Here is a 14498-nt window from a genome sequence, read left to right on the forward strand (position 1 = left end):
TACTAATTATTCTATTGTTCCTGTTCCTTGTAGTTTGACTTCCACAGTAACTTTAAATTCTATATCGGGGTATGCTTTTTGCCACGCAGTAAATAGATCTTCTGTATACAACCGTGTAGTACGGTAATGTAAACCAAAGCCAAATGGGTCTAGATTCTCCTCTTGCATTTTAATTAGAAAGTGCAGGATTTTTTGTTTCACTTCTTTTGAGGCCAATCGATTATACTCATCCAACTTGGCAATAGATAAATCTTTATTGGATTCACCTATAATTCCTTTCATCACAATATGCATATCTATCGCACGTGGCGCTCCGCTTCCTTCCCTCGGTACAAATTGATAGGTCATTTTACTTTGGCTAATGTTCAATAATAACTCGAGGCTTCCTTTTTTGACTAGATAGGTAAGTCCTGTTGAATTTTTCAATAATGAATTGAAGTATTTCGTTTCAATAGTTGACAAAACAGTGGGATCTTCTCTCCCATCAACTACTACAGAATGATTTACTATTAATTCATCACCTTTTTCATTCGTCTCAATTAATGGTAGAACAGGATTAATACCATCTGCGAGTATATCTCTTCGCAATTGAAACAAAAAAGTCGTCACGACATACGGACTATCATTCGCTGTTGCTCCAAAAAAGTTGATTAAAGCAACTGATGCTGGCGCTTCAGTTTTGGGCTCGACTTTTAGAATAGTTTCGGCAGAAGGTCTGGCCCCTGCAACATATGAGATTAATTGGATATCACCGCGTCGAATAAAATAATCCATAAAAGTTTGCATATCATTTCTCAGAAGTTTTTCATGAACAATAATTGTTTTCATATGACCAAGTTCTAACACCTTGTCTATATGTGTCTCCAGCATACGAATCGCTTCGCCTATTGAATGTCCTTCACGTGAAAGGTACGCAAAACTCGGCTTAGCGGAATCTTTAATAGCGCCAAAGGGCAAAGCCACCTTCACTGTTACTTTATATCCATTTTCTACATTTTCCGCAGGATCAATCCCAATCGCAGACACAAAAAGGCGTTTATCTATATCTTTAAAAGCACAGCCATATTGTATTAACATACCACTGATGCATAAAACCATCAGAAACCATTTACTTAATGAGAGGAATTTCAAATCTTCGCCCTCCTATTCACTACAAGCATAAGAACCATCAGACCAATTAATATAATGGGTATCGAATTAAAGTAATACTTACTATAGAGAAATAGATCGTATTCGGTTACTTTTAATGTTGTATAGATTGCAATGGACCAGAATACTACAACCACTATTCCAAGGCTGATTTTTTCACGCAACTTTATTTTCAATTGTTCTATACCAAACGCACTCTGAAATAATTTACAAGCGACATGCCAATGAATTGTAATATTTAAAAAGGCAATCGCTAACAATAGTAGCAAAAAGATAAATATTACGCGCTCAATTACCCCGAACTTCATTCGAATAGAGTCACTAGTCAGAATCCATGGGTACAGGATACTTTCCACTTGATCAAATCCTAAAACGCCAATTGGTATAAAGTAAGTAGTGAAAATCGCAAATGCTCCCAAAATAAATATTATTAGTGCTTGTTTAATACCGAAAGTCATTTTTTTCTTTAGGAGCGAGTTGAAAATTATGATATCAAAAGCTCCAACGAATAAATACGTCACCGTAGAAAACACTGTATAATCGGGTGGGTTATCGATAAAAGTCATCGCAATCGCCACATGATTCCAACTGACCTGTTCAGAAAAATAGAGTTTGACTACGTAATATGCAGCAACAGGAAACGACAAAACAAACACCAATTCAAGTGTAAATAATATATTTCGACTTTGCATGATTACTCCAAAAGTAATCACCGGTATGAACATCGCAATTATTAAATAAACAGACATTTCAGGTGTTATAAATCGTAAAAGAATATCTATATATGTAATCAGTGTCTGCATACCTGAAACATACCAAACAATTCCCAGGATAAATAATGTAGGAATTGCTATCCACTTCGATAAATATAGCGATAAAATGTGTGGTAAACTCTTCCCTGGAAATGCTTTAAAGAAAGTGATTAATACCCAGTTGATAAATACCCCAAAAAACAGTGCGATGATCATCGTGACAATCGCCCCTTCTTCACTTTTTCCGAATAAGATTCTCGGACTGGAAGCAATAAGATTGGCAATCATGTTGGATATGAGTAAAAAATAGACAAACCTGCTCATGAATCATCCGCCTCTAATTCTTCTCGTCTATTCTTCCAAAACATTCGTAAATACGGTTCTCCGAAACTGTCTTTGTTTACCAAATACAACAACAGTCCAAGCATTCCAAGCATCATACCTGCAATACCAAACAACGTCGTATATACCAATAGTAAAAAACGGCAGACTCGAACAGCATAATTCATTTCACTGATTGGGATAACAAATGTGGAAATCGCTACAAGTGAGACGACGATGACCATGATGTTCGAAGTCAATGCAGCTTCTACTGCCGCGGTTCCAAGAATTAATCCTCCAACTGTTGTAGCCGTAGCGCTTATGCTATTGGGCAACCGCATACTAGCTTCTGTCAGTAGTTCGATAAATATCAACATGAAAAACACTTCAATAAATGATGGGTACGGAACACCAATCCTGCTCGCTGCCACTGTTAGCGCAAGTTCAGATCTGAGGACTTCCGGTGTATACGATGTGACGCCAACATATATAGCTGGCAGCATAATACATGTAAACAATCCCGCATATCGAAGAAATCGTATAAGCGTTACTACCCAAAAGGAATAATATGCATCTTCCATCGATAGCATAAAATCAAAGAATGTTGTAGGAGCAATAATTGCGTGAGGGCTTCCATCTACTAAGATAATGACTTTTCCACCCGCCACATTATGAAGAATCCGATCCGGTCGCTCAGTCAGAAGACTCGTTGGAAACAAGCTGTATTTTTTATTGTTTAAGTAATATTGTAAGTCTCCACTTGCTTGAACCAGCTCTACATCCAATGTGAGAATGCAAGCTCTTATTTTCTTCAGTAGGTGAGGTTTTACTTTTTCTCCATCGTAAATTAATGCAATATCGCGGTTTGATACATCTTCCAATTGGATTGGTTCAATTATCAAGGACGGCTTGTGATAACGTTGCCGCATTAGATTAATATTCGTCTCTATACTCTCACTAAGTCCGAGTTGAGGACCGTGAATTGTAGGTTCCATAATGGCTTCTTGCACTGCATTGGCAGCTACCACTTTTAACTCAAGTAACGTTATTTGCTTGTCAATCATGACAAAAACATTACCCTTCGTAATTTCTATAAGAACCTCTTCATCTCCAGTTGGCATCTTGGTTTCATAAGGTAATGAAAAAATATACTCCGCAAAGTTCTGATCTGCTGACATCTCATAGAAAGGTTTTACGACAATTTCTTGTAGTTGCATAATATCCACTACACTTTTCAAATATAGCAAATGCACGATTCGATCTTTACTTTTTAAGGTTTTTTTCACTATATCCGAAGTGGGTTCCAATCGTTTAGCCAAACGTGTAAAGTATGCAGGTGGTTCTGTATGACTGGTTGTTTCATCCATACTCATCACTTCTTTCTCATCGAACAAGTTAGTTGTTAGTTTGTCCAATGAATGGAAGTTTAATCATAAGAGAGGAGGAATACTCCTCCACAATTAAATTTTCAAATAGTGTTTTATTAGATGCCAAATGGGTTATGGTATACAGAGGACTACATTTTTTGAAGCTATGAAAGGAGGATTCCCTATGAACTTAGCAGCAATTGGAGTACCTGGCTTAATCATTATTTTAGTAATTATATTAATTTTGTTTGGCCCCCGAAAATTACCTGAAATTGGTTCGGCAGTAGGAAAAACATTATCTGAATTCAAAAAATCGGCAAAAGACATCATGGATGACGATGATGAGCCTAAGAAGATAGAAGTGCAACAAGTTGATGCTAAAGATCAAGTGAAGTAATATTCTATACGTGAAAAAGCCAACCACTAATGTGATTGGCTTTTTCATGTATGATTCTATGCAGATTAAGGTACAATCAGATACAGCATGAAAGACAGTATTTGCTGATTTATCCTATTCACTTCATTTCGGTACGTGCTTGCTTAATACTGGAAGAGTTTGTATTAGTAAAAGTTTCATTAAGCATCTCACTGTACCTCCAACATCTTCAATTAGAGTTGCCATCAAGCCATACGGGTTATCGAGAGTCACGGCGAATGTTGATATGTACAGAATCTACTAACTCCCAAAATTGGGATGTTGCTTTGGAAACTTGTTCATTCTTTGTCTTAATCATGACTGGTTCAACACGAAAATCAAATTGCTTTAATTCATAAATCTTCAATTGGTCCATTGGTACCGCATATGCTACACGTGGAATAATAGAAAATCCTAAACCTTTACTAACCATTGCGATAACAGTTGTCAGATCTTTGCTTTCCATTACAATATTAGGAGTAGTATGCGCTTCTTCAAAAGCTTTTAGGATCTTTTCATAGTAAGAGTGTCCTTCCATGGCAGCAAGCATAATAAAAGGATGCTTGGCGAGATCTTGAAATGTAACGTCCTCGGATGAAAAAACATTTCCCCAGCTGCGCGGACTTACCACCACGTATTCCTGTTGTTTTAACTCTAATACATCACAATGTGCACTATTTTCTAGTCGTAATAACAAAGCCACTTCAATTTCTTTATGATCCAGCTTCTTTAACAATTCCTCGGAACTTCCTTTTTCAATGCTGATTTTGATATCCGGAAACTGTTTACGATATATACTGATGTAGTCGACAAGCAAATTCAAGCAGGCAGACGAAACTCCAATACGTAATGTGCCTGCACTGCCACTTTCAATTTCCTCAATTTCTTTCTTAACATCTTCCATGCTACGCAATAACCTTTTTGCATATTGGTACAGGATGTGCCCTGTTTCTGTCAGCTCCCATTTTTGTCGATAGCGGTGAATCAATGTTGTGCCAAGCTCCGTCTCCAGCCTTTTTAATTGTTGACTGAGTGGCGGTTGAGCAATGTGTAGTATGAGCGCTGCTTTCGAAATACTTTCTTGGTCTACAATCTCCTTAAAATAATGCAACTGTTTAATATCCATGATTCCCACTCCGTTATAAACTATTTAATATGTCGTCTTTCATTATTATATATTATTTATATCTCCCTTTGCGTGATAAAATTAGTTGAATCACATATCGAAAGCAGAGGTTTTCATCCAGATGAATAATATTTCCAAACGACTTACCCTATATGTAATAGGTTTATTTTTATTATCTCTGGGCGTTAGTTTCTCTATCCAGGCTAACCTTGGAGTTTCTCCTGTTTCATCACTAGCTTACGCGATCTCCCTTACGTCGGGGTTGACAATCGGGATCACGACAATACTTGCAAACATCTTATTCATTTTGGCACAGATTCTATTGAATAAAAAACATATCGGATTACGTGAATTTGTTGTTCAGTTAATTATTGTATTTCTATTTGGTCTGTTCATGGATGTTACATTAGCCATTGTGCAGATACTTCCTACACCTGACACATTAGTAGGTAAATATCTATTCCTTTTCATAAGTTTATATATTATATCTGCTGGATTGTTAGCCTATTTTTCAGCAGGATTGCCTTTAATGCCTTATGATGCACTAACCTATGTTGTAAGTGAACGTTTTAATATGAAATTTGGCAAAGCGAAAATATCCAGTGATTTACTAAACGTTGCACTTGCGGGTATCATTTGCTTAGTATTTCTTCAATCGCTAGGAGCCATTGGGATTGGAACCATTCTAGCCGCATACTTTATCGGGAAAATCCTTGGCAAGATGATGCCGCGATTCCAGCCATTACTTCAGAGCTGGGTGTGTAAAAGTAAAGAGGATATAACGATAGAAGAAAAAGAAGGAGTTGAACCTATTCAACAACAATTTCCATAAACAAGAGGAGATGTTAAAAGTCGTAATGAATACGGCTTTAACATCTCCTTTTCCTATCATTGAATGCTATTATCTATACTTACTGTTAGCCCAATCATTCTCCATGACAGATTTAGTTCTTAAACACCAATTTAAACGTTTCACAAATTACTGGAATTTCATGATGGAAATCTTGATTAACTTCTTTTAATTCATTCGTGAAAAACTTTTCATGAACTTCTTGCCAATAACGCAATGAACGATGCCCTTCACCTTCCAAATATGCATGTTGTTCCGTCACTTCATTGAAAGGCACTACTTTTACTGCTATATTTTCTACGACTGCGACCGCTATTCCATTGCCATCCAGAATAATATTGTGAAGACCTACCATTGGTAACGGTTCATTTTCTAATTCATAAAGCGTGTAGTTAGAAGAAGTCGCCGTTTTAGTTCCCTCTACTACCAATGAAGCAAGTTCATCCGCCATTTGTTTTGAATTACCAAATGACCAAGCTACGTACTTTTCAGGCGCATCGGGATGTGTACTTTTGAATTCTTCCCATACCCGCTCAATTGACTCTTTACTAATATATTCTTTCCACGCAGTAATTCCGCCTTCCAATACCGTAACATCGTAATCTCTACTAGAGAGGATGTTAGCACATTTAGTTGCAGAATTTCCTGTTGTACACGTAATAATCATTTCTCTATTCTTCGGCAACTGTGGGAGCACATTCTCCACTTCATCATCTAACATATAGATTTCCGTTTTCGGCACGTTTATATCCTCCACCGTGTTAGCTTCGATATGGAATTGATTATATTTATCCTCAGCACGTACATCTACTAGTACAAGTGCTTGTTCAGTTTGTATCTTCCTGAATAATTCCTCTGCAGTAATCATTTTAACCATAAACAAATCCAACCCCTAACTCTACTATGATACTTCTCATTATAGCTGTAATTAACTATTGTTTGTTATGGCAAGACGTTTTATATAGATGAATATATTTTTGAACAATAAAAAGATAGGTATCCTCCAAGAAAAGTAATTAGAGAACGTCCTATCTATTAGTAGTATGGAACACTAAGTTACATATTATACATGATTTTTAAAAATACTCAGTCAAACCGGGTTGACTGAGTATTTTTATGCATTCACTTGTACAGGATCATGCCATGGATAGTTATTCGTTAAAACTGAAGCTAAGTCTTTGCTTTGCTGTTTACGCATTCTACGGATCTCTGCGCGCTGTGGTGCAGTTTCATGTAAATATTTTTCTTCTTCGGTTTCTGGAATGACACGCGGAACAGTCAATGGCTTTTTATTCTCATCCAATGCAACAAATGTTAACAATGAGGTGGCTGCAATTTTACAATTACCAGTTGCCAAATCTTCCGCAATCACTTTCACGAAAATCTCCATGGAAGATTTTCCAGTCCAAGTCACATATGACTCAAAGCAGACTGAATCGGAAGGACGGATTGGATACAGAAAGTCTACGGAATCCATAGATGCCGTCACACAGTCTGCTCTGCTGTGTCGAGCTGCTGAAATCGATGCAATTTGATCAATATCGCTCATTAAACGTCCGCCAAACAATGTATTATGGTTGTTTACATCGTTTGGAAATACTCTGCTCGTTCGTACGACCCTTGATTCCCGACACTGCTTTTCTAGTTTCATTGTAAATATGGCCTCCTCCAAGATATGAACCAAATTACTCTATAATTAATTTGAAAAGTCAAACATTTTTTTGTATATCATCTTAATATACTCTTCGTTCACAGAACTGTCAAGAATGTTTTTTCACACTTTTTGAATTACCTCTTCATACTTTCATGCAGCAACGGAATATCTTTTTCCTCTAACAACCCTAAACTGATCAAGCCTTTCATAATACCATCTTCTGAACAAGATGCAGTCACGTGATCCGCTACTTTTTTTAATTCGGGTATAGCATTTTCCATTGCTACCCCAATACCTACTGTCTCGATCATTTGCATATCATTGGCACCATCTCCAAATGCATAACTGTTTTCAACAGGGATATCCATATGCTCAAGCATTTTTTGTATACCGATGGCCTTAGAAGCCCCTTCAGGCAACATATCTACGGAGTTTTCATCCCACCTAATAAAGGAATAATCCTTGAATAACTCCATATACTTTTCAGTTTCCTTTGGAGTAGAGTAAATTTGCACTTGATTCACAACAGAATGAGAATATACGTTAGGATCTACAGGTGGGTACGGTATTTTTAAACGTGCAGTTCCTTCCTGAACAAGAGGATGTTCTTCGACGTTCGACACGAACGATTCAAACGTGGAGTATGTCAATCCATGTCCTTGTTTATGCGCAAGTTCGGTAAGTTGTTGTATAACTTCTGGCTTCATAGGATTCGAGTAAATTACTTCCCCTTCCAGTACCACATGCTGCCCGTTCATGGAAACATAGGAATCAAATGAAAGTTCTTCTAGCAACCATTTGAACATAAGTGGAGCTCTACCAGTACAAATTACAGTGTATATGCCTTTGTCGCGTAGTGCCTTAAGAGATTGTTTCGTCGATTCTAAAATTGTTTTGTCATGGTTCATTAATGTTCCATCTAAATCAAAAAACACTATTTTTTTATCTTGATTCACTTTGTAAACCCCTTTCATTTCTCGTTGTCTATCTCGTAGTTTATCAATTACTGATCACATATGCCTTGAAGTTGCTCGAAAGTTCAATATACATGTGCTAAAACTAAAAAAATGCTATTTGATATTTTCATAATAGCCGGTTATTCTTTTTCTACAGTATATTTATTTAGAAGTACTAGATGGAGGTTATGGGCATTTACTTACTGGATGGCCCGAAGCAGCTTTATCACCAATGCGTCAACTGTCTATGTTGAGCAGGATTCACGATTTAGTTAGTGAAGACTCACAGTTTATAATTGCAACACATTCCCCAATTCTACTATCCTTTGCTGGTGCAATAATCCTCGAATTCACAGATGAAGGTGTGCAAGAAACACCGCTGGAAGAAACAAGTCACTACCAAATCATGAAGCAGTTTTTTGATGATAAGGAGCGTATGTTACATTATTTGCTAAAGTAAATGAATTGGATGAAAAAGCGATTATTTCCGAGGAAATAATCGCTTTTTGTCATTCCTTATTTTCTTTTTTTACTTGTTCTCTTGCTTCCTTCTTTATTTCTTCTACTTGTTCTTCAGCTTTTTTTGCTGCATCATTAGCTAATTTCGCTGAACTCTTATCTTTATCATCTTTAGGTGTATCTGCATAACTCTTTGTCATTTTCCACACTCCTGTCTGATTAAGTAACTTTATTATTCCCCAGATTCATGAAATAAAAACACACGTTTTTAATTACCTGTTTTTTCATGATACAATAAGGGTAGAATTTAGGAAAGGTGGACTACTTGTGTCTAAGAAATTGGCTATCTATTTGTCCATGCTTGTCATCGGCTTCACATTTTTATTTTTAGCGGTCTTTCTCGATTTACCTGAAAAATTAAAGTGGCTGTTTTTAGCGATCGCAATTATATTAAATGTTACATGTGCTATAGCTGCTATGAGAATTGGATTGAAAGAAATGAAACCAACTAAAAAGTAAATACTTTTTTGCAGAAAGAAGTGCTACCTATGAAGCGTTCTGCTAGTTTCCGAAATAGATGTACTTGCTCTCACACGAGCTCATTTAGTTAAATGGGCAAAGAAAAAGAGTAAAGATAAGAACCCATTTACGAATAGAATAGAATTCCAATGCACAGTATTAAACGGTGTTGGACAGGTCCGCAGTTATGCACCAAAAACTCCGCCATTTTTAGAGCAACCTGCATTGATCAACACCTATCTCGTACAACATGATATCGTTCAACATAAATTTCAAGTGAAGATGCAAAATCGTCTATTCGCCGGATTCATCGCGGTTGAATCTGGTTTTATATTACTTATTTCTTTTTGGTAATATCGTCACTTAGGAAAATAAAAATCAGGGGCTCAGTAGCCTCTGATTCTTTTATTTACCCTATTTCCGTGATCATCCGTTGTTGGATATAACTCTTCAGCCCTTCGACCGAATATACATCCCGCTTTGGAATGATATATGCGCTTACCGTACTCGTATATATGTAGAAATAATCCGTGTCTTCTATCAGTTGTTTCACGCCAGCCCATTGTACGTTTGTTTCACCAACAGCTGTCTGATCTATTATACCTGTTTTATTCATCTTCATAGAGTGTTCTCCAACAAGCCCTTCATTCTTATCGCCCCTAAGCATCTTGCCCACTTGCCGTGTAATATGAAAGTAAAAATACTTAGGATAAAAGATCACCCGCAGAATAGCCGTTACTCCAAATGTAGCAAATAACGGACCTTTCGCCATATCTGTAAAAACAGATAAAAAATATGCAAACAGTAAAAATATTAGCGGCGATATATACCGCTGCCATTGCAATGAATTTTTACCGACTTTAGACGTTTTTACATGATACAAATTAAAAGCTACCACATCTTGTTCCGTTAAATCATACTGGATTTCCATTTATTCCTCCCGCAAGGTGTGCTGTATCATTTAACAGCAAGCAACTTTTCTCTTCTATATTTATTATAGTCAATGAAGTATTATCGATCTTGACTGTATATGTTTCATCTTCCATTAAAGCCACAATGATCCGTTTGATAAAACTACCATGACTCACAACGATCAGACGTTGATGTCGATTCTTCTCGATCTGTTCATTCACAAATTCAAGACCTCGCGCTACAACGCTTTCCGCCGTTTCAAACTTTAAATCTAATTCCCTCCACTGTGGTCCCCACTTCTGCTGTCGCTCTGGTTCCGTCGTTCCTTCAATCAACCCGCCACTACGCTCACGCAGTCGATCATCTTCCACGACTTCAATACCCGACTGCCTAGCAAGTAAATCTGCTGTCTGTCTAGCGCGTGTCATAGGGCTAGTAAAAATGACGTCCCATTTCTCATTTGCCAAGCGCAATGCCAACTTTTTTGCAGTCTCTATGCCTTCTTTATCCAACGGTATATTTGAACTTCCTTGTGCACGCCCTTCTTTATTCCAAGCAGTCACACCATGCCGTACAAAACCAATAATGGTCAAATCAATCCCCCCTAAATAGTAGGTCTGAAAGATGGCGTTCTTTTGATCCAGATATAATTCAACACTACACCAAGTAATAATACAAATGCTCCAAAATAGAACGGATAATCTACATCGACATCAAATAAGGCTCCACCGATGATTGGACCAAATACATTTCCAATACTCGTAAACATCGAGTTCATGCCACCGACAAAGCCCTGTTCATTTCCCGCAATTTTTGACAAATAAGAGGTTGCTGCTGGTCGTATCAAATCAAACCCTACAAAGATAATCATTGTAACGGCCAGTACGGAAAAATAACTTTGAACGAACGTTGTCAGAAAAACTAAAACGGACGAAAAAACTAAACAGAATAAGATTAGACGTTTCTCCCCTATCGTTCTCGCGAGCTTGTCGAATAATACGACTTGTGCAACTGCTCCGACTAACCCGCCTCCTGTAATGATGATCGCAATGTCTTTGGGTGTGAATCCAAACTTATGATCAACGAACAAGCTGAAAATCGATTCAAATGAAGCTAAACCAAAAGATAAAATCAATATAATAATAAAGACAATGAAATAATGACGCGCAAAGATCCGCTTTAATCCCGGTTTAGTTGCGTCCTCCGCTACCGATTCTCGATAACGTTCCGGTTCACGCAATGCAATAAAGGAAAAGATCGCTGCAAAAAGAGCGAGTCCCCCCGCAAAGAAGAAAGGAACCCGAGTACCATATATCGCTAGAAATCCGCCAATCCCTGGACCTAATATAAATCCCGTAGATATGGCAGCGGACATAAAGCCTAATGCCTTTGAACGAGTCTCCATTGTTGTAATATCTGCAATAAAGGCAGTAACAGCTGGCATAATGAAAGCCGCACTAATCCCGCCTAGAATCCTGGATGCAAATAATACCGGCAAGGTCTGTCCAATCCCGAACAAGAATTCGGAAGAACTAAAAATGATTAACCCAACGACAATCATTTTTTTTCGACCAACTGTATCTACCCATCTTCCTGAAAAAGGTGAAACAAGCAGTTGGGCCATCGCAAAAGTCGCGAACATATAGCCAACCACTGTACCCGATATATGTAATTCATTCATTAAACTTGGCATAACTGGTATAACTAATCCAATTCCCAAAAATGCTATTAGTAAATTGGTCAGTAGCAGACCTAACGTGATGGTTTCCTTTTTCATCTACTCTCTCCTACGCTCATTCTAAGTTGATATTGGATTATCATAGCAACCACAGAATAAAGTTACAAGAAGAAAAGATTCGGAATTTTAGTGATTTCACCACTTTATTTTCAAGAACTGCTGAACGAGTTGTTGTCGTGCATTTTCATGTAATGGCCAGCTTTCTATTTCAGTCACAATTTGATCACGTGTTCCAAAACCTTTAACGAATCCATTCAATCTTGCCGCAAATGTAGAATGGATCAGCGACTCTGCAGAAGGATATAATGAATGTAACTGCTCCAATACATTCGGATAACGCTTCAAATAATATTTCTGATGGCGGTTCTCAGCTAATGTAAAATGGCCTAATGGGGTGATTTCCGTTTCAATTGGTTCTCCAAGCTTTATCTCCATTTCCCTCTTGACTAAACCGATTATCTGTTTTTGTTGCAGGTTGTGATAGCGCAATGATGAAATATATTGTTGCCCTTTGTATTGATCACGGTTTGGATAATGATTCCGCCAAAAATGTAGAAGTATTTCCTCGTAAGAAATACTCGTCGGGTCATAATCAATTTCTATCGTTTCAGTATGATCTTCCATCGTCTGGTATGTTGGCGCTGGCGTAGTTCCGCCTGTGTATCCTACACGTGTTCTAATGACACCTGGCAAGCTGCCAAAGCGCGCTTCAGGTCCCCAAAAACATCCCATTCCAAATGTCGCGGTCTTCAACACTCTGTTCTTCGTTAGCTCTTCATCTATTTCAGTAGTGGTTATCATGGCGATCCCCCCTTTATGTTCATTGTACTATACTCGTTATTATTTCATAAAAAACAGAGTCCATTTTTTGAAGGACTCTGTATGAAACGTATTATGTTTTTTTACACTTTCCCCACTCATCTTTTAGCATACCGTATACGATTAAATCATGATAATGGTCATATAAAAACTCGCCGTCACGAATGACTCCCTCTTTCTTAAATCCTAATCGCTCAGGAACTGCCCGACTTCTTTTATTCTCCGTACCGCATCGAATTTCTACACGGTGTAGGTCATATTCTTCAAATGCATAATCTACCAGCGCAGACACCACCGCCGTCATTATACCTTTTCCTTGATAATCTTGAGCTAGCCAATAACCAATACTCGTTTGCCTATTTGTATAGTTAACTGAATGGAATCCTGCAAAACCTGCCAGAGCTCCTTTATACAGTATCCCTGCCTGGAATCCATCTTCTTCAGCGAATTGTCGTAGCCACGCATTTATGATTGAACCATACTGATTCACATCCGTCATGGAATCAACCCACGGCAACCACTCACGTAAGTACTCCCTTGATCCATCTACAAGAGCGAATAATGCTTCTGCGTCTTGCTGTCCTACCAGTTTCAATGAAATATCCTCTGTCACTTGATGTACAAACATAGCATAGCTCCTTTAATAGCCGTCAATTTATTCCGTAAACATTCACTATACCCTGGCTTTACAGCTGTCGGAAAAACCGCCGGAGCTTTTTAGCATAATTAGAAGAGGGTTAGTATATGATATCTTATTTTTCATGAGTATTTTTAATACCTAATTACGTCGCTCTATTCATCACGAATATCTAATCCCAACATGGCAGCAAATTGAATCGCCTGCATAGAGGACACGACACAACCATCCAAATCTTTTATAGATACTGTCATGCTCTCGAATTCTGAAGTGTTGATCTCCACTCCTTTTAGAGGTGTCTCATCAAAGCTTGCAGCATCCAGATTACACTCTATAAAGTATGTCTTTTTTAGTTTACAATCAAAAAAGTCCGCATCTTTCACTTGGCAGGTATCAAACCACACTCTCTCCCACCTTGTATGGGCAAAAGCAGAAAGATTACATATACACTCCTCAAATAACACATCCGTAAATCGCGCATTTGTAAAGTTAACACCCAACATTTTGCAATTATAAAAACTCACACGGTGAATACTAATACCCGTCAAGTCCGCACTAGAGAAATCACAATTTTCAAATCGAACATCTGTAGCAAATAGCTCTGGTAAAATTGCTCCTTGAAAGCTGGAATTCCTAATGAGCATACTTGTTAATTGCGCACGTTCAATTGTTTGCCCATCAATTCGCGAATCGACAATACTTGTGTTATGCAAGAATGGATCCTCTTCGTGAAGCAGGTCTTGTAACTGTCCCGACGCTAAATGCTCGGGTATTTTAGGTTGATTTATTTTCATAAGTAGATTTCCTCCTCAAGCTTTTATAAA

17 protein-coding genes are annotated in these 14498 nt (G+C 37.7%); 3 read left to right on the forward strand and 14 right to left on the reverse strand.

The genetic code is table 11. The annotated features are described in order from the left end of the window. Nucleotides 1-6 precede the first annotated feature (6 nt). The 3 genes from CSV60_RS07465 to CSV60_RS07475 are packed head-to-tail and all read right to left on the reverse strand — an operon-like array spanning nucleotide 7 to nucleotide 3589. The gene (locus CSV60_RS07465) at nucleotides 7-1131 is read right to left on the reverse strand and encodes a Ger(x)C family spore germination protein (protein ID WP_099636508.1); all 1125 of its coding nucleotides are present in this window, start codon (nucleotides 1129-1131) and stop codon (nucleotides 7-9) included. Beyond that, nucleotides 1128-2225, reverse strand: a complete 1098-nt coding sequence (locus CSV60_RS07470; protein ID WP_099636509.1) for a GerAB/ArcD/ProY family transporter — start codon at nucleotides 2223-2225, stop codon at nucleotides 1128-1130. Before CSV60_RS07470 ends, CSV60_RS07465 begins: the two co-directional genes overlap by 4 nt. Beyond that, nucleotides 2222-3589, reverse strand: a complete 1368-nt coding sequence (locus CSV60_RS07475) for a spore germination protein (protein ID WP_099636634.1) — start codon at nucleotides 3587-3589, stop codon at nucleotides 2222-2224. Before CSV60_RS07475 ends, CSV60_RS07470 begins: the two co-directional genes overlap by 4 nt. A 184-nt stretch (nucleotides 3590-3773) precedes the next feature. Between CSV60_RS07475 and tatA the strand changes: the two genes are divergently transcribed. Further along, the gene (gene tatA / locus CSV60_RS07480) at nucleotides 3774-3986 is read left to right on the forward strand and encodes a twin-arginine translocase TatA/TatE family subunit (protein WP_099631908.1); all 213 of its coding nucleotides are present in this window, start codon (nucleotides 3774-3776) and stop codon (nucleotides 3984-3986) included. 238 nt (nucleotides 3987-4224) lie between these two features. Here the strand turns inward: tatA and CSV60_RS07485 are convergent, their stop codons facing one another. Further along, nucleotides 4225-5130 carry a LysR family transcriptional regulator gene (locus tag CSV60_RS07485; protein WP_099636510.1) on the reverse strand — a complete coding sequence of 302 codons (906 nt, stop codon included), beginning with the start codon at nucleotides 5128-5130 and terminating at the stop codon, nucleotides 4225-4227. 121 nt (nucleotides 5131-5251) lie between these two features. On the opposite strand from CSV60_RS07485, the gene CSV60_RS07490 reads away from it, so the two are divergent. Then, nucleotides 5252-5962 carry a YczE/YyaS/YitT family protein gene (locus CSV60_RS07490; RefSeq protein ID WP_099636511.1) on the forward strand — a complete coding sequence of 237 codons (711 nt, stop codon included), beginning with the start codon at nucleotides 5252-5254 and terminating at the stop codon, nucleotides 5960-5962. A gap of 112 nt (nucleotides 5963-6074) precedes the next feature. On the opposite strand, the gene CSV60_RS16245 is transcribed toward CSV60_RS07490, so the two are convergent. The 4 genes from CSV60_RS16245 to CSV60_RS15830 form a co-directional block, all read right to left on the reverse strand. Next, nucleotides 6075-6857 carry an ASCH domain-containing protein gene (locus CSV60_RS16245; RefSeq protein ID WP_369823602.1) on the reverse strand — a complete coding sequence of 261 codons (783 nt, stop codon included), beginning with the start codon at nucleotides 6855-6857 and terminating at the stop codon, nucleotides 6075-6077. Between the two features lie 237 nt (nucleotides 6858-7094). Beyond that, nucleotides 7095-7631: an acyl-CoA thioesterase gene (locus CSV60_RS07500; RefSeq protein ID WP_099631905.1), complete on the reverse strand. Its 537-nt coding sequence runs from the start codon at nucleotides 7629-7631 to the stop codon at nucleotides 7095-7097. A gap of 137 nt (nucleotides 7632-7768) precedes the next feature. Continuing rightward, nucleotides 7769-8590, reverse strand: coding sequence for a Cof-type HAD-IIB family hydrolase (locus CSV60_RS07505; RefSeq protein ID WP_233189570.1), 822 nt, complete (start codon nucleotides 8588-8590; stop codon nucleotides 7769-7771). Between the two features lie 509 nt (nucleotides 8591-9099). Then, nucleotides 9100-9249 (reverse strand): hypothetical protein, encoded by a 150-nt coding sequence (locus CSV60_RS15830; RefSeq protein ID WP_158231669.1) that lies wholly within the window; start codon nucleotides 9247-9249, stop codon nucleotides 9100-9102. 127 nt (nucleotides 9250-9376) lie between these two features. On the opposite strand from CSV60_RS15830, the gene CSV60_RS07515 reads away from it, so the two are divergent. Next, the gene (locus CSV60_RS07515; RefSeq protein ID WP_099631903.1) at nucleotides 9377-9568 is read left to right on the forward strand and encodes a hypothetical protein; all 192 of its coding nucleotides are present in this window, start codon (nucleotides 9377-9379) and stop codon (nucleotides 9566-9568) included. Between the two features lie 409 nt (nucleotides 9569-9977). On the opposite strand, the gene CSV60_RS07520 is transcribed toward CSV60_RS07515, so the two are convergent. From CSV60_RS07520 to CSV60_RS07545, 6 genes are all read right to left on the reverse strand, one after another. Then, nucleotides 9978-10499, reverse strand: coding sequence for a YcxB family protein (locus CSV60_RS07520; RefSeq protein ID WP_099636513.1), 522 nt, complete (start codon nucleotides 10497-10499; stop codon nucleotides 9978-9980). Further along, nucleotides 10483-11073, reverse strand: a complete 591-nt coding sequence (locus tag CSV60_RS07525) for a histidine phosphatase family protein (protein WP_099636514.1) — start codon at nucleotides 11071-11073, stop codon at nucleotides 10483-10485. The genes CSV60_RS07520 and CSV60_RS07525 overlap by 17 nt, the downstream gene beginning before the upstream one ends. A gap of 11 nt (nucleotides 11074-11084) precedes the next feature. Further along, the gene (locus tag CSV60_RS07530) at nucleotides 11085-12257 is read right to left on the reverse strand and encodes an MFS transporter (protein ID WP_099636515.1); all 1173 of its coding nucleotides are present in this window, start codon (nucleotides 12255-12257) and stop codon (nucleotides 11085-11087) included. A gap of 96 nt (nucleotides 12258-12353) precedes the next feature. Beyond that, nucleotides 12354-13019 carry a peptide-methionine (S)-S-oxide reductase MsrA gene (msrA, locus tag CSV60_RS07535; RefSeq protein WP_099636516.1) on the reverse strand — a complete coding sequence of 222 codons (666 nt, stop codon included), beginning with the start codon at nucleotides 13017-13019 and terminating at the stop codon, nucleotides 12354-12356. A 91-nt stretch (nucleotides 13020-13110) separates the two neighbouring features. Next, a complete protein-coding gene (locus tag CSV60_RS07540; RefSeq protein ID WP_099636517.1) occupies nucleotides 13111-13665 on the reverse strand; it encodes a GNAT family N-acetyltransferase in 555 nt (184 codons plus the stop codon). Nucleotides 13666-13829: 164 nt separating this feature from the next. Beyond that, entirely contained in the window at nucleotides 13830-14468 is a 639-nt protein-coding gene (locus CSV60_RS07545) for a pentapeptide repeat-containing protein (protein ID WP_099631897.1), read from the reverse strand. Nucleotides 14469-14498 lie beyond the last annotated feature (30 nt).

The organism is Sporosarcina sp. P7 (assembly GCF_002743425.1).
Classification (GTDB): Bacteria; Bacillota; Bacilli; order Bacillales_A; family Planococcaceae; genus Sporosarcina.